This is a genomic window from Streptomyces sp. NPDC048337 (assembly GCF_043201175.1).
Taxonomy (GTDB): Bacteria; Actinomycetota; Actinomycetes; order Streptomycetales; family Streptomycetaceae; genus Streptomyces.
The window spans coordinates 149,563-164,393 of the sequence record NZ_JBICYR010000013.1 but is presented as its reverse complement, the minus strand read 5'-3'; the positions used below and the strand labels follow the sequence as shown (position 1 = coordinate 164,393).

General features: G+C 71.3%; 15 protein-coding genes and 1 pseudogene. 9 read left to right on the top strand and 7 right to left on the bottom strand.

Features of this window, described 5'->3' with window-relative positions:
• Nucleotides 1-12 precede the first annotated feature (12 nt).
• On the bottom strand, nucleotides 13-423 hold the full coding sequence (locus ACGFYU_RS21990; protein WP_393828983.1) for a VOC family protein: 411 nt from the start codon (nucleotides 421-423) through the stop codon (nucleotides 13-15).
• Between the two features lie 94 nt (nucleotides 424-517).
• Between ACGFYU_RS21990 and ACGFYU_RS21985 the strand changes: the two genes are divergently transcribed.
• The gene (locus ACGFYU_RS21985; RefSeq protein WP_393828982.1) at nucleotides 518-820 is read left to right on the top strand and encodes a hypothetical protein; all 303 of its coding nucleotides are present in this window, start codon (nucleotides 518-520) and stop codon (nucleotides 818-820) included.
• 27 nt (nucleotides 821-847) lie between these two features.
• Here ACGFYU_RS21985 and ACGFYU_RS21980 read toward each other — a convergent pair whose 3' ends face one another.
• Nucleotides 848-2,125: a M6 family metalloprotease domain-containing protein gene (locus ACGFYU_RS21980; RefSeq protein WP_393828981.1), complete on the bottom strand. Its 1,278-nt coding sequence runs from the start codon at nucleotides 2,123-2,125 to the stop codon at nucleotides 848-850.
• Nucleotides 2,126-2,384: 259 nt separating this feature from the next.
• On the opposite strand from ACGFYU_RS21980, the gene ACGFYU_RS21975 reads away from it, so the two are divergent.
• From ACGFYU_RS21975 to ACGFYU_RS21965, 3 genes are all read left to right on the top strand, one after another.
• Nucleotides 2,385-3,092 (top strand): TetR/AcrR family transcriptional regulator, encoded by a 708-nt coding sequence (locus ACGFYU_RS21975; RefSeq protein ID WP_393828980.1) that lies wholly within the window; start codon nucleotides 2,385-2,387, stop codon nucleotides 3,090-3,092.
• 62 nt (nucleotides 3,093-3,154) lie between these two features.
• Entirely contained in the window at nucleotides 3,155-4,705 is a 1,551-nt protein-coding gene (locus ACGFYU_RS21970; RefSeq protein ID WP_393828979.1) for an MFS transporter, read from the top strand.
• A gap of 107 nt (nucleotides 4,706-4,812) precedes the next feature.
• On the top strand, nucleotides 4,813-5,586 hold the full coding sequence (locus ACGFYU_RS21965; RefSeq protein WP_393828978.1) for a dioxygenase: 774 nt from the start codon (nucleotides 4,813-4,815) through the stop codon (nucleotides 5,584-5,586).
• Here ACGFYU_RS21965 and ACGFYU_RS21960 read toward each other — a convergent pair.
• Both ACGFYU_RS21960 and ACGFYU_RS21955 read right to left on the bottom strand, forming a co-directional pair.
• The gene (locus ACGFYU_RS21960; protein WP_393828977.1) at nucleotides 5,583-6,227 is read right to left on the bottom strand and encodes a Uma2 family endonuclease; all 645 of its coding nucleotides are present in this window, start codon (nucleotides 6,225-6,227) and stop codon (nucleotides 5,583-5,585) included. The genes ACGFYU_RS21965 and ACGFYU_RS21960 overlap by 4 nt on opposite strands.
• A 103-nt stretch (nucleotides 6,228-6,330) precedes the next feature.
• Complete coding sequence (locus ACGFYU_RS21955) at nucleotides 6,331-6,861, bottom strand: GNAT family N-acetyltransferase (RefSeq protein ID WP_393828976.1); 531 nt, start codon at nucleotides 6,859-6,861, stop codon at nucleotides 6,331-6,333.
• Nucleotides 6,862-7,056: 195 nt separating this feature from the next.
• Between ACGFYU_RS21955 and ACGFYU_RS21950 the strand changes: the two genes are divergently transcribed.
• On the top strand, nucleotides 7,057-8,034 hold the full coding sequence (locus tag ACGFYU_RS21950) for an RNA polymerase sigma factor RpoD/SigA (RefSeq protein ID WP_393828975.1): 978 nt from the start codon (nucleotides 7,057-7,059) through the stop codon (nucleotides 8,032-8,034).
• Nucleotides 8,035-8,164: 130 nt separating this feature from the next.
• On the opposite strand, the pseudogene ACGFYU_RS21945 reads toward ACGFYU_RS21950, so the two are convergent.
• Nucleotides 8,165-9,148, bottom strand: a pseudogene (locus ACGFYU_RS21945) (helix-turn-helix transcriptional regulator); the annotation flags it as partial.
• Between the two features lie 63 nt (nucleotides 9,149-9,211).
• Here ACGFYU_RS21945 and ACGFYU_RS21940 point away from each other — a divergent pair.
• From ACGFYU_RS21940 to pfkB, 3 genes are all read left to right on the top strand, one after another.
• Complete coding sequence (locus ACGFYU_RS21940; RefSeq protein ID WP_393828974.1) at nucleotides 9,212-10,759, top strand: MFS transporter; 1,548 nt, start codon at nucleotides 9,212-9,214, stop codon at nucleotides 10,757-10,759.
• Nucleotides 10,760-10,893: 134 nt separating this feature from the next.
• Entirely contained in the window at nucleotides 10,894-11,652 is a 759-nt protein-coding gene (locus tag ACGFYU_RS21935) for a DeoR/GlpR family DNA-binding transcription regulator (RefSeq protein ID WP_393828973.1), read from the top strand.
• Complete coding sequence (gene pfkB / locus ACGFYU_RS21930; RefSeq protein WP_393828972.1) at nucleotides 11,649-12,605, top strand: 1-phosphofructokinase; 957 nt, start codon at nucleotides 11,649-11,651, stop codon at nucleotides 12,603-12,605. The genes ACGFYU_RS21935 and pfkB overlap by 4 nt, the downstream gene beginning before the upstream one ends.
• Before the next feature lie 21 nt (nucleotides 12,606-12,626).
• Here pfkB and ACGFYU_RS21925 read toward each other — a convergent pair whose 3' ends face one another.
• Nucleotides 12,627-13,397 (bottom strand): DUF6227 family protein, encoded by a 771-nt coding sequence (locus ACGFYU_RS21925; protein ID WP_393828971.1) that lies wholly within the window; start codon nucleotides 13,395-13,397, stop codon nucleotides 12,627-12,629.
• Nucleotides 13,398-13,589: 192 nt separating this feature from the next.
• Between ACGFYU_RS21925 and ACGFYU_RS21920 the strand changes: the two genes are divergently transcribed.
• Nucleotides 13,590-14,231, top strand: a complete 642-nt coding sequence (locus ACGFYU_RS21920; protein WP_393828970.1) for a vitamin K epoxide reductase family protein — start codon at nucleotides 13,590-13,592, stop codon at nucleotides 14,229-14,231.
• A gap of 90 nt (nucleotides 14,232-14,321) precedes the next feature.
• Here the strand turns inward: ACGFYU_RS21920 and ACGFYU_RS21915 are convergent, their stop codons facing one another.
• Nucleotides 14,322-14,732: a rodlin gene (locus tag ACGFYU_RS21915; RefSeq protein WP_393828969.1), complete on the bottom strand. Its 411-nt coding sequence runs from the start codon at nucleotides 14,730-14,732 to the stop codon at nucleotides 14,322-14,324.
• Nucleotides 14,733-14,831 lie beyond the last annotated feature (99 nt).

Here is a 14,831-nt window from a genome sequence, read left to right as displayed (position 1 = left end):
GGGGGACTCCTCTCAGCGGAGCTCTTGGATGCGGATCAGGTTGCCCGCGGGATCGCGGAACGCGCAGTCGCGGACGCCGTACGGCTGCTCCGTCGGCTCCTGGACGACCTCGGCGTCGGCGGCCCGCACCTTCTCGAAGGTGTCGTCGAGGTCGCGCGTGGCCAGCAGGATCCAGCCGTAGGTGCCCTTGGCCATCATTTCGAGGATGGTGCGGCGCTCGTCCTCGGTGATGCCGGGGTCGGCGGCCGGGGGCGCGAGCAGGATCGACGTGTCCGGCCGGCCGACGGGGCCGACGGTGATCCAGCGCATCGCGCCCTGTCCTACGTCGCTGCGGACCTCGAAGCCGAGGATGTCGCGGTAGAAGGCCAGGGAGGCCTCCGGGTCGGTGTGCGGGAGGGAGGTGGTGTGAATGCCGATGTCCATGTCCGTCACGCTAACCGCGGTTCGGCCGCCGCCGCTTCTCGAAACGTGATCCCTGCGTGGCATCATCGCGTCCACGTGAAAGGGGAGGGCCTTCATGGAACTTGGCCTCTACGTCGCCGTACCCGTGGGTGCGGTGGCGGTGCTGCTCGCCGTCTCCGGGGCCGCGACGCTCAGCCGGGGCTGGATGCCGCCCTGGCAGCGCCGGCACATCGTCCGGCCGAAGCTGTTCGGCTGGGCGCAGCTGCTGATCGCCGCGGGACTCGGCGTCCAGCTGGTCGGCCTCCTGGCCGTCGACCCCTCCTACCGCCCGGTCGTCACCATGCCGGGCACGGTCGTCCTCCTGCTCGCCATGGCCCTGACCGCCCTGGCCCAACGTCCGCCGCGGCCGAGCCGCTGAAGCGGACCGCCCCGGCCCGGCGGAGCGCTACGGCCTGATGATCCGCACCTGGTAGCTGCCGTTGCGCAGTTCACCCACCACCGAGATGCTGATGCCCGCCTTCTCGTCGGTGAACTTCTCGCCCGGCCGGAACGGCGCGTCCGAAAGTTCCGCGTGCACATTGGGCCGCCTCGTACAGCCGCCGCTCGCACCCGCGCTGTCCGACACCGTCACCGGTCCGCGCCCCGTGTCCACGTCCGAGTCCACCTTGTAGATGAGGACGCCCGGCTTGCAGACGGCCTCGTCGTTCCCGGCCCGCGTCCGCACCTCCACCGCGTACCCGGCGCTCTCCGACAGCGGTACGAAGGCCAGCTTCGTGCCGCCCGCCACCGCCAGCGGCGACAGCACGTGGTCGCTGGCGCCCGACTTCGACGCGCAGCTGATCTGCGCCCCGTCCAGCCAGCCCAGCTTCCACTTGTGCCAGCCCAGCAGGTCGTTGTTGGCGCCCCAGTCCTCGCTCATGATGTCCCAGTGCCCGACCGTGCCCCCGCCGTCGGAGGTGTACAGGTCCGGCAGGCCGAAGACGTGCCCGTTCTCGTGGGGGAGCACCCGGTAGCCGGTCTCCCGGTAGGTGCCCGAGCCGTCGTCCTGGCGGCTGTAGACGAAGGAGGTGTTGGCGAGCGGCACCCCGTCGGCCACCGGCGCCTCGCCGTTGCCCGAGAAGGTCACGGACAGGACCGCGTCCAGGGCGGACGGGCCGGCGTTCGGGGTCACCAGGATGTTGATCAGGTCGTACTTGCTGAAGTCCACCTCGTCGTCGGCGGCTTTCGCGATGTGCTCGACGAGCTGCCGGTAGCCCGGCTCGTACGCGGACCCGCGCTCGATCCCGTACGCCGCGAACGGCATCGGCATGCGCAGCCAGGTCCTTATCGGCGCCTCGGCCCGGTAGCTGAGCCGGCCGTAGGAGCTGGTGCGGAACCACTCGGAGGTCTTGGGGAAGAACTCCGCCAGCCGGTCGAGCGCCGTGCCCTCGCCCTTGGCGTCGGGGAAGTCGATCATCAGGTTCAGGGCCCGGACCTCGCCGGTCGACCGGGAGTACCCGGGCGGGGTGGGCAGGCCCTCGGACATCTGCACGCCCATCGTGCCGGCGATCCGGCACGGCGCGAGAGCGGATTCGGCGGTCGTGGCCACGGGCCCGGCCGCCGAGCGGGTGCCGCCCGACATCCCCGTGCTCGCGGTCGCGGTGACGCCGATGGCCAGCGCGGTCAGGCCGATGTACGCGCTGGTGCGGCGTGATGTGCGTATCCGGTGGCGGGTCTGCGGCATGGAGATCGCCTTCGGGTCCGCGGCAGCCGGCCCTGTCCGGTCTGCGCTCCGTTCGATCACCCTCCGACGGCTGCGACACGCCCGCGCGTCGGGAGAGGCCGAACGTGCATCCTCTTGTGACTCAGGTCACACGGGCGAGTGAAATAACCGGGGATCCGTTCCCCGTTTGTACGTGAGTCCCACGAAGTGGGGACCGGCTCCCCGTTTGGCGGGGTCGCACCCCTCGCCCATCTCGTCACCGCGTCAGGAAGGCCCCGCAATGAAGCGCCCCACCGCCACCGCCCCGACGGCCCTCCCCGTCCCGGACGCGGCCGTGGACCTGGCGCGGCCGGCCGGCTCCAAGGCGGTCCCCCGCCCCCGCGCCGACGCCGTCCGCAACCGCGAGCGGATCCTGGCCGCCGCCCGCGAGATGCTCGTCGAGTTCGGCTCCGGGGCCCCCTTCGACGAGATCGCCCGCCGGGCGGGCATCGGCAATGCCACCCTCTACCGGCACTTCCCCGACCGCCCCACCCTCATCCGCGAGGTCGTCCTCTTCGTCATGGGCAGGGTCGCTTCCCTGGCCGAGGCCTCCCTCGCCGAGGAACCGGACGCCTTCGCGGCGCTGTGCCGCTTCGCGCACACCGCCGCCGACGAGCGGGTCGGCGCCCTGTGCCCCATGCTCGCCGACGACTTCGACCGCGACCACCCAGAACTCCTCGCGGCACGCACCGCGTTGGAAGGGGCCGTCGAGACCCTGCTGGCCGCCGGCCAGGAGGCCGGGCTGGTCCGTACGGACATCGGCGCCGGCGACCTGACGCTCGCCATGGCCCAGCTCAGCCGCCCCCTCCCCGGCAGCGCCTGCCTCGACGCGGACCGCTTCGCCCACCGCCATCTCCAGCTGTTCCTCGACGGGTTGCGGGCCCCGGCCCGCTCCGAGCTGTCCGGTTCGGCCGCCACGCTGGACGACCTGAGGCAGAAAACCATGTGACGCACCCAAGCCTCCCGAACTAGCCTTTTTCAGTCATTCCGCACAGTGAAGTGGGTACCCCCATGCCGAAAACAGCCGCGACACCCCCGCAGGCTGCCGACCCCAGCCGCTGGAAGGCACTCGTCTTCATAGCCCTGGCCCAGCTGATGGTCGTCCTCGACGCGACCATCGTGAACATCGCCCTCCCCTCCGCCCAGACCGACCTCGGCATCTCCGACGGCAACCGCCAGTGGGTCATCACCGCGTACGCGCTGGCCTTCGGCGGACTGCTCCTCTTCGGCGGCCGCATCGCCGACAAGTGGGGCCGTAAGAACGCCTTCATCGTCGGCCTGACCGGCTTCGCCCTGGCCTCCGCGCTGGGCGGCGCCGCCAACGGCGAGGCCATGATGCTGGGCGCCCGCGCCCTCCAGGGCGCCTTCGGCGCGCTGCTCGCGCCGGCGGCCCTCTCCCTGCTCGCCGTCATGTTCACCGACGCCAAGGAGCGCGCCAAGGCCTTCGGCATCTACGGTGCGATCGCGGGCGGCGGCGGCGCCGTCGGCCTGATCCTCGGCGGCTTCCTCACCGAGTACCTCAACTGGCGCTGGACCTTCTTCGTCAACATCCCCTTCGCGATCATCGCGGCCGTGGGCGCCTGGCTCGTCATCCGCGAGCCCGCCGGCTCCCGCAACCGCGCGCCGCTGGACATCCCCGGCGTGGTCCTGTCCACGCTCGGTCTCGTCTCGCTGGTGTACGGGTTCACGCGCGCCGAGTCGGCCGGCTGGTCGGACGGCGTGACCGTCTCGATGTTCGTCGTCGCAGGGGTCCTGCTGCTGGGCTTCGTGCTCACCGAGTCCCGGGTCAAGTCCCCGCTGCTGCCCCTGCGCGTCCTGCTGGAGCGCAACCGCGGCGGTGTCTACCTCTCGCTCGGCCTGGCCGTCATCGCGATGTTCGGCCTGTTCCTCTTCCTCACCTACTACCTCCAGGTCGTGAAGGGCTTCTCGCCCGTCAAGACCGGCTTCGCCTTCCTGCCGATGATCGCGGGCATGATCACGGGCTCCACCCAGATCGGCGCCCGCCTGATGACCCGGGTGCCGCCCCGCCTGCTGATGGGCCCGGGCTTCCTGACCGCCGCCACCGGCATGCTGCTGCTGACCCAGCTGGAGGTCGGGTCCTCGTACCCGGCGCTGATCCTGCCCGCGCAGCTGCTGCTCGGCCTCGGCATGGGTACGGCGTTCATGCCGGCGATGTCCCTGGCCACGCACGGGGTGAACCCGGCCGACGCCGGTGTGGCCTCCGCCATGGTCAACACCTCGCAGCAGGTCGGCGGCGCCATCGGCACCGCGCTGCTGAACACCATCGCCGCCTCGGCGACCACCGCGTACCTGACCGACCACGCGGCCGAGGCCGCCGGCGGCGGTGCGGCGGCCAGGCTGGTGCAGGCGCAGGCCATGGTCGAGGGCTACTCCACCGCCATCTGGTGGGCCGTCGGCATCCTGCTCACGAGCGCGACCATCGCGCTGACCCTGATCAACACCGGCCGGCCGGGCGCGGGCGGCCCGGTGGCCTCCGGCTCGGGCTCCGGCTCCGGTGTCGGCAAGGACGCCGAGGTCAAGGTCCCGGTGATCGCCCACTGACGGGGGCGCCCGTACGGGAATGACTGAAGACCCCGCTTGGTTCAAATTTGAACCAAGCGGGGTTAGTCTTTTCGTGCGGCCCCGCACCGACGACCGAGGAGCCCCCCATGACCACCCGAATGCCGGCGCTCTACCTCAGCCACGGAGCCCCGCCGCTCGCGGACGACCCGATCTGGCCGGGCGAACTGGCCGCCTGGTCCGCGAAGCTCCCGCGCCCGACCGCGATCCTGATGGTCTCCGCCCACTGGGAGGAGGCCCCGCTCGCCCTCGGCGCCACCGAACAGGTCCCGCTCGTCTACGACTTCTGGGGCTTCCCCGAGCACTACTACCAGGTCCGCTACGAGGCCCCCGGCGCCCCGCGGCTCGCCGCCTCGGTCCGCAAACTCCTCCAGGCCCCCGGCACCCCGGTCCAGGACATCCCGGACCGCGGCCTCGACCACGGCGCGTACGTCCCCCTCGTCGAGATGTACCCGGAGGCCGACATACCGGTCCTCCAGATCTCCATGCCCACGCTGGACCCGCGCCGCCTGATGGACATCGGCCGCAAGCTGGCGCCCCTGCGCGACGAGGGGGTCCTGATCGTCGGCAGCGGCTTCTTCACCCACAACCTCGCCGCCCTGCGGCACACGGGCGTGCCCGCCTGGTCGGCGGAGTTCGACGCCTGGGGCCACGAGGCCCTGGCCGCCGGCGACCTCGACTCCCTGCTCGACTTCGAGGTCAAGTCCCCGTCGGGCCGCCTGGCCCACCCCCGCACGGAACACTTCGCCCCCCTCTTCGTCACCCTCGGCGCGGCGGAAGCCGCCGGCGACCTCACCGCCCGCCGCGACACGATCGAAGGCTTCTGGGGCGGCCTCTCGAAGCGCTCCCTCCAGTTCGGCTAACCCATGCGTGCGGGCCCGGTGATGTCCTCGCCGATGGTGAACCCTTTGGCAGGCCCTTCGGGGATGGTGGCCGTGGTGCCGTAGGCCACCCGGTCCTCGTCGTCATAGACGGCCCTGTCCGGGTCCGGGGCGGTCAGCACGGTCACGACTCCGCGCTCGTCGTAGTCGTCGATCAGGACGTATACGGGGATCCCGGCACGGGCGTAGGCCCGCCGCTTGCGGGTCCGGTCGCGCGTGATGTTGTCGCTGCCGGGGGAGACGACCTCAACGATCAGCTGGACGGCCGAGGCCTTGACGCCGATCCCGTCTTCGGTGCCGTGCTGCTCCAGGTCCTCGGGCGCGACGAGGACGTCGGGGATCCAGGCTTTTCGAGCGTGGACGACGTTCATGTCCTGGAGCGCCGCGAACTCGCTCCGGTCCAGGAATTTGTCCAAGGAGCGGCGCAGGCGATTGGTGATCTGGCCGTGTGACAAGCGACCCGTGGGTGACACCTCGATGAATCCCTCGACGATCTCGGCGTGGTAGCCCTCGGGGAGTTCCATGGCTTTCCATGCCTGCCACAGGACGTCGTCCAGGTCCGACGGGGGAGTCGCGACCTTCGGCATTACGGCCTCCAGCGTCTCGTGGGCGAGAGCGGTCATGTGCAGCACCTCCTCTAAGTGTGGGCGTCGCCGACCGGGCGGCACAAGCGACCCTCTGACGCTAGGCAGGTGCGGTCACGTGCCGCAGGGATATGCCAGACCCTCACCCGGACGGGTGGCCGCCCAGCCGTTTCTCGTACCAGCGCACGTCCCAGTAGCGGCCGAACTTCCAGCCCGCCTCCGTGAACTCTCCGATCCGGCGGAAGCCGAAGCGCTCGTGCAGGCGGACCGAGGCCTCGTTCGGGAGGGCGATCCCGGCGAAGGCGCGGTGGACCGACTCCTCGGCCAGCGCAGTGAAGAGGGCGTCGTAGAGCACGGTCCCGATACCCCGGCCCACCGCGTGCGGGGCGAGGTAGACGCTCACCTCGACCGAGCTCGCGTAGGCCGGTTTCGGGCGGAATGCGCTGCTTGTCGTGTATCCAGCGATTCGCTGGCCGGTCCAGGCAACCAGAAGGCGGTGGGGGCCGTCTTCAGGGTGGGAGTGCAGCCACGGGCGGCGCTGTTCCGGGGTGTAGACGGCCGTGTCGAATGTGACGGCGGTCTCACGGACGTAGTGGTTGTACACGTCGGTGAGGGCCGGAAGGTCGGCCTCCGTGCCGGGCCTGACCTGCACCTCTTCGGGTTCCGTCGGCATCGTGTCCCCTCTTGTGGCGGGGCAGGATACTGCAAGATCTCGAAAAAGAGGGAGCAACGTGGGAATTCTGTCCTGATTCCAGTCGTTGTTTCCTTCGGATGCGGGCACTCGGGAGAGTGTCCGGGGACGCCCCACCGCACCATCGGTGGCGTCCGGCAGCCGCACCGCGACCGAAAACATCGCAAGGGAGCACGCATGGCAACCCGCGCCGTCGCCCGTCGTCAGTCCACGAGCAGCGCCCGCGCTGCGGGCGGGGAGATCGCAGACCGAGACCTGGTCGGCATGTACCTGGACGAGATCGCGCGCACCCCGCTGCTCGACGCCGCGAAGGAAGTGGAGCTCTCCCAGATCATCGAGGCGGGCGTCTACGCCCAGCAGATCCTCGACGGGGAGGTGGAGCGGTCCGGCAAGACCCCCTCCCACGCGGAGCTGGAGGCGCTGGCCGCCGAAGGCGAGCGCGCCAAGGAAGTCTTCATCCGCTCCAACCTCCGCCTCGTGGTGGCCGTCGCCCGACGCTACCCGCGCAGCGGGCTGCCCCTCCTCGACCTGATCCAGGAGGGCAACGCCGGCCTGGTCCGCGCGGTCGAGAAGTTCGACTACACCAAGGGCTTCAAGTTCTCCACGTACGCGACGTGGTGGATCCGCCAGGCGATCACCCGCTCCATCGCGGACCAGTCCCGCACCATCCGCCTCCCCGTCCACCTGGTCGAGGAGCTCGGCCGGATCCGCCGCGTCCAGCGCGAGTTCAACCGCGAGAACGGCCGCGACCCGGAGCACGCCGAGATCGCCGCCGAGCTGGACACCACGGAGAAGCGGGTGGGCGACGTACTGGACTGGGCGCGCGACCCGGTCAGCCTGAACATGTCGGTGGACGACGACGGCGACACGCAGTTCGGCGACCTCCTGGAGGACACCTCCGCGATCTCCCCGGAGCAGTCGGTCCTCTCCCTGCTGCGCAGCGAGGAGCTGGAGGACCTGCTCGGGAAGCTCGACCAGCGCACGGCGTCGATCATCAAGATGCGGTACGGGATCGACGACGGCCGCGAGCGGACCCTGACGGAGGTCGGCAAGCAGCACGGGCTGACGCGGGAGCGGATCCGGCAGATCGAGAAGCACGCGCTCCTGGAACTGAAGCGGATGGCCCGCGACACGGGCTTCGACGCCGTGGCCTAGCGCGGCCGGCAACCTCCCCCGGGCCCAGCCCCCGGCCCCCCAGACGAGCCCCGGTGCCTATCCCCCCCCAGGCGCCGGGGCTCCCCCCTACCCCGAACGCGGCCCCGCCGGGCCGCGGCCCGGGCGGTCAGGCCGCCGTCAGGCGGGAGCCGAGGGCGTGGGCCGCCGCCGCGAGGGCGGGTGGGGCGTGGACCGTGAAGGGGTGGCCCGACAGGGCGAGGCGGGCCGCCAGCCACTCCGGGGCGTCCCCGGTCTCGAAGCGGACCAGGGCGCCGCCACCCGGCCCCAGCCCCGCACCCGCACTCGGCCCCGCACCCGCACCCGCATCCGGCCCCGGAACCACAGCGTCCCGCAGCCACGCCGGCAGTTCCCCCGGCTCCGCCGCGAAGCTCACCTCCACCGCGTACGTTTCCGCGCCCCGCAGCCCCCGCCGCACGAACGCGACCGGATCCATCGGCAGCTCCCGCGGAGCGAACCGCGCCCCCGTCGCGAACGCCTCGCCCACCCGGTCCACCCGGAAGGTCCGCCAGTCCTCCCGTTCCAGGTCGTAGGCCACCAGGTACCACCGGCTCCCCGTGCTCACCAGCCGGTACGGCTCCACCAGCCGCCGCGACCGCACCCCGTCCCGCGCCCGGTAGGCGAACCGCAGCCGCTCCGGCCCCGCCACCGCCGACGCCATCGTCGTCAGCGTCCGCGGATCCACGCTCGCCCCGTCCCCCCGCGTCAGCGCGCTCGTCGCCGACTGCAGCGCGCTCACCCGGTGCCGCAGCCGCGACGGAAGCACCTGCTCCAGCTTGGCCAGGGCCCGTACGGAGGCCTCCTCGACCCCCTCGACCGCGTGCCCGGCACCCGCCCGCAGCCCCACCGCGATCGCCACCGCCTCCTCGTCGTCCAGCAGCAGCGGCGGCATCGCCGCCCCCGCCACCAGCCGGTATCCGCCCTCCGCGCCCAGCGTGGACTCCACCGGGTACCCGAGGTCCCGCAGCCGTTCGATGTCCCGTCTGATGGTCCGCGAACTCACCCTCAGCCGCTCCGCCAGCTCGCTCCCGGGCCATTCGCGCGGGGTCTGGAGGAGGGACAGCAGGGACAGGAGCCGTGCCGGGGTGTCTGTCATGTGACCCAGGTTGCCAGCGAAATAGGACACCTACTGACCTACATCCCGTCTAGGTTTCTCTCCATGAGCACCGAGACGTCCAAGACATCGCCCGAAAGAGAGAACGGGCCCGTACGAGAAGAACCGGCGGCGCCGACACCGCCGGCCGACCGCCGCCGCTGGCTGGCGCTCGCCATCGTGATGACCGCGGCCTTCATGGACCTGGTCGACGTCACGATCGTCAACATCGCGATACCCAGCATGCGGGAGAACTTCGGCGCGTCCACCAGCGCGGTCCAGTGGATCACCGCCGGCTACGCCCTCGCCTTCGCCGCCGGCCTCATCACGGGCGGTCGTCTCGGTGACATCTACGGCCGCAAGCGCCTCTTCCTCGTCGGCGTCGCCGGCTTCACCGCCGCCTCGCTGCTCTGCGGCATCGCGGCCAACCCCTCCATGCTCGTCGCCTCCCGCATCCTCCAGGGCGGTATGGCGGCCATGATGGTCCCGCAGGTGCTGGCGATCATTCACGTGACCTTCCCGCCGCACGAGAAGGGCAAGGTCTTCGGCATGTTCGGCGCGATCGTCGGCCTCGGCGCCGTCTCCGGCCCGATGCTCGGCGCGCTGCTCACCGAGTGGAACCTCTTCGGTCTCGAATGGCGCCCGATCTTCCTGATCAACCTGCCCGTCGGTATCGCGGGCGTGATCCTGGGCCGCAAGTTCATCACCGAGTCCAAGGCCCCCCAGGCCTTGCGCCTCGACCTGGTCGGCGTCGTCCTCGCCACCCTGGGCCTGGTCATGCTGATCTTCCCGCTGACCCACGGCCGGGAGAACGACTGGCCGCTGTGGGGCTTCGTGTCCATGGGCGCCGTGCCGTTCGTCTTCGCCGCCTTCGTCGCGTACGAGAAGCACAAGATCAAGAAGGACGGCTCCCCGCTCGTCGAGCTCTCCCTCTTCAAGATCAAGAGCTTCGCCGGCGGTGTCACCGTCCAGCTGACCTTCGGCATCGCGACCGGCATCTTCTTCCTGGTCTGGACGCTGTACATGCAGTTGGGCCTCGGCTGGAGCGCCCTGCACGCCGGCCTCACGGGCATCCCCTTCTCCCTCGCCGTCTCGGCCGCCGCGGGCATGTCCGTCCAGAAGCTCGTCCCGCGCTTCGGCCGCAAGGTGCTCCAGGCGGGCGCCCTCGTCATGGCGGCGGGCCTGCTCCTCTACATCTGGGAGTCCGAGCGCTACGGCATGGAGATCGCTTCCTGGCAGATGGCGGCCCCGCTGATCCTCATGGGCATCGGCATGGGCCTGATCGTGGCCCCGCTCAACGACACGACGCTGTCCGAGGTGCCGCGCCGGGACGCCGGATCCGCCTCCGGCCTGATCAACACCACGGGCCAGATGGGCAACGCGCTGGGCCTCGCCCTGACCTCAGTCGTCTTCTTCGGGCTGATCGACGACGACATGGTCCTCGGGCCGCCGTACGTCGAGGCCTTCCGCGGTGCGCTGTGGTGGGTCGTGGCCGTCCTGGTCGTGATCTTCACGGTGATGTTCATGCTGCCGCGCAAGTCCATCCCGATGGAGCAGCGCGAGGGCGGCTCCGAGCACGCCGGCACCACCGCCGAGAAGGTCCCGGTGGCCTGAGGTTCCTCGGTCCCCCTTCACGGACATGCCCGCCCTTGGTGGCGGGCATGTCCGTTTCCTTTTGTTTTGTTACCGATTCGAGCGTACGGTAGGGGAAAGCAACAGAGTCGGGCATCGAACGGATGTAAACCCACATGTACGGACCGGAGCGCCAGCAGGAGATCCTCCGCCTCGCCCGTGAGGCGGGCCGGGTCGACGTGCTCTCCCTCGCCGACCGCTTCCAGGTCACCGCCGAGACCGTACGCCGCGACCTCAAGGCCCTCGACCGCGCCGGCCTGGTCCGCCGGGTGCACGGCGGGGCCATACCGGCCGGCCGCCTCGACTTCGAGCCGGACTCAGGCGCGCGACTCACCGCCGCCGATGAGAAGGACCGCATCGCCGCCGCCGCGCTGGCCGAACTCCCCGACGGCGGCAGCGTCGTCCTCGACGCCGGCAGCACGGTCGCCCGCCTCGCGGCCGCGATCCCCGTCGACATCGCGCTCACCGTCGTCACCCACGCGCTGCCCGTCGCCGCCCGGCTCGCCGACCACACCGGCATCGACCTCCACCTCGTCGGCGGCCGCGTCCGCCACCGCACCCGCGCCGCCGTCGACGCGTGGGCCCTGCGCGCCTACGCCGAGATCCGCGCCGACGTCCTCTTCCTCGCGACGAACGGCTTCACGGCCGACGGCGGCCTGACCACCCCCGACCTCGCCGAAGCGGCCGTCAAACGCGCCGCGATGGCGGCGGCCCGCCGCGTCGTCCTCCTCGCCGACTCCGCGAAGTGCGGCCAGGAACACTTCGCCCGCTTCGGCTCCCTCACGGACGTCGACCTGCTCATCACGGACGCGGGGCTCGCCCCCGCCCACAAGGCGGCGATCGAGGCCGCCGGTACGGAAGTCGTGCTCGTATGATCCTCACCGTCACCCCCAACCCCTCCCTCGACCGGACCTACGAGGTCCCCTCGCTGGCCCGAGGAGAGGTACTGCGCGCCACCGGCGACCGGGTCGACCCCGGGGGCAAGGGCGTCAACGTCTCCCGCGCGGTGGCCGCCGCGGGAGTCCGTACGACGGCGGTCCTCCCGCTCGGCGGCGCCCCCGGCACCCTGCTCGCCGAACTCCTCGGAGCGCAGGGCGTGGACGTCACGGCCGTCTCGATCGCCGGCCAGACCCGCTCGAACGTCTCCCTCGCCGAACCGGACGGCACCCTCACCAAGATCAACGCACCCGGCCCGGAGCTCACCCCCGAGGAATCCGCCCTCCTCCTGGACACCGTCCGCACCTGCTCCGGCGACGCCGCCTGGATCGCCTGCTGCGGCAGCCTCCCGCGCGGCCTCGCCCCCGCCTGGTACGCCGACCTCGTGGCCCGCGCCCACGCCGCCGGTGCCCGCGTCGCCCTGGACACCTCGGGCCCCGCCCTCCTGGCGGCGCTTCCCGCCCACCCGGACGTCATCAAGCCCAACGCCCGGGAACTCGCCGAAGCGGTGGGCCGGCCGCTGTCCACCCTCGGCGACGTCGTCAAGGCGGCCGAGGAACTGCGCTCCCTGGGCGCGGGCGCCGTACTGGCCTCCCTCGGCGTGGACGGCCAGCTCCTCGTCTCCGCGGAAGGCACCCACTACGGTACGGCGCCGGTCCCCCCGGCGCGGGTCCGCAGCAACGTCGGCGCGGGCGACGCCACCCTGGCCGGCTTCCTGATCGCCGGCGGCACCGGCCCCACCGCCCTCGCCTCGGCCCTGACCCACGGCGCGGCCGCGGTCCAACTCCCCGGCAGCGCCATGCCGACCCCCTCGGACCTGCACCCGACCGAGGTCCACCTCACCGAGGACCTTCCCCTGGACCTCCCCCTGTCCGAACCCGCCACGCTCTGACACGCGCGAAGGAGCCCGCGGTCACCGCACCCGGGCGCGGAGTTCCATCGCTTCGCGGGCGGATTCCTCGGTTTCGTAGACCTCGCACATGTGCCGGCCGTCCGGGGTCGCCGTGTGCTCGACCTCCCACAGGCTGAGCTCGCTCCCGTCCAGCAGGACGAAGGCGTGCTCGTACAGGCTGAAACCGGCGTCCCGCCCGTCCGACAGGCACTGGCGGGGTCCGAACGCCTGGGTGATCTGGTGGGCGTACGCCGACCGCAGCAGCGCCGCCACCGGCTCGCCGGGCCGGTCCGCGTTCTCCGCGCGGCGCAGCACCCGGCGGGCGTGGTCCGCGGACTCCTCCACCGCGTACTCCCGGTGGCGCTGCGCCGGAGCGGAGGCCGCGAACAGCGCGCTCAGCACCGACACGTCGTGCTCGTGCTCTTCCTCGCCCGACTGCAGTGCCGGATCCAGGGCGGTCTCGGCCGGGGCCTCCCCGAACAGCCGCGACACGGCCAGGCAGGTCTCCGCCTTGCTCGCGAAGACCTCGTGGCGGATCGTACGGTCGCCCTCCTGCCGGTACGCCAGCTCCCACAGCGACACCGAGCCGCCGTCGGCCAGCAGGTACGTGTGCTGGTGGGTCTCCCGCCACACCCCCGTCGCCGGGCTCTGGTGGGTGGTGTAGAGCGAAGAGCTGTGGGCGAGCGCCGTGCCGAGGCGCTCGACGAGCCTGTCCGGCAGGTCGAAGGAGTTGAGGGCGCGGCCGAGGAGTCGGTCGAGGTGCGCCTCGGTTGTCTCGTACGGATCGCTCAAGGTGGATCTCCAGGCCGTCGCAGCTTGTCACTTCGCGGAAGCTCAACGTAGCCCCTGGCTCTGACATCACGTCCGGGGTTCGGTAAAACGTCCGGGAAGCATCAGGGGTTCCCGCCACCCCTTCAGGTCAACTTGCGTATGGATGGGCATGGTTAGGCATGCTCTGTGGGGGAGCGCGGGACTATGGGCCGCATGGCAACGAATACAGTGGGCGTCCCCCGCCAGCAGGGGCGGCCCGGCGGTCGGCGCGAGGGTGAACGGGAAGCGGCACCACGGGGGTTGGCCTGGCTGCTGGCCCTCACCGGCGCGGCCGGGCTGCTGGCCTCCTGGGTGATCACCCTGGACAAGTTCCTCCTGTTGGAGGACCCGGACTTCAAGCCCGCCTGCAGTCTCAACCCGGTCGTCTCCTGCGGCAGCGTGATGCAGAGCGAGCAGGCGCAGGCCTTCGGCTTCCCCAACCCCATGCTGGGGCTGGTCTCGTACGGTGTCGTGGTGTGCGTCGGCGCGGGCCTGCTGGCCGGTGCCCGCTACCGCGGCTGGTTCTGGCTGGGTCTGCACGCCGGAACGCTCTTCGGCGTCGGATTCTGCGGCTGGCTGATGGTCCAGTCGCTCTACGAGATCAACGCGCTCTGCCTGTGGTGCTGCCTGGCCTGGGTGGCCACCCTGCTGATGTTCTGGGCGGTCACCGCGCACAACGTCCGTACGGGCATCCTCCCCGCCCCCGGCCCGGTGCGGGGATTCCTCACCGAGTTCGGCTGGGCGCCGCCCGCCCTGCACATCGGGGTGATCGGCATGCTGATCCTGACCCGGTGGTGGGACTTCTGGACCGGCTGACGGCGCGGTACGGCGCGGCGCACGCGAGGGCCCCGGCGGCTGGACGCCGCCGGGGCCCTCGTCACCTCGTTCCCTCGGGAGAGCGGAAGGTCAGCTGCCGTTCGAGAAGTTGCCCGACAGGATCGGGATGTTGTCCAGGATGTGCGAGAGGGCCTCGTCGCCCTTGGCCTGGGTGGAGTTCTCGGTGCACTGCTGGTCCTGCGGGTTGCTCAGGACGTTGATGTCCTGGACACCGACGTTGACCAGGGCGAGCAGCGACTGCGCCTGGACCTTGGCCGGCAGACCGACGCAGGGCTTGTTCAGGGTGCCCTGGACCAGGGAGAGCTGCGGGCTCATCGCGCCGTGGGTCTTCTGGTTGCCGTAGATCTGCTGGGAACCGTTGCCGTTGACGGTGGTGATGCCGTGGTCGTTCCCGATGGCCATGGCCGGGGCGGCGGCAGCGGCGCCGGCGCCGACCGCAACGGCGGAGACCGCAGCGGCGGTCATGAGCTTCTTGAACATCTTGATCCTTTTGTCGCACGAGTGCCCGCCAATGGAGCGCCCTGGTCAACTGTCCGATCGGGGGGTTGGTTCCGCTGCTTCACTCAAACGGCCTGCGGG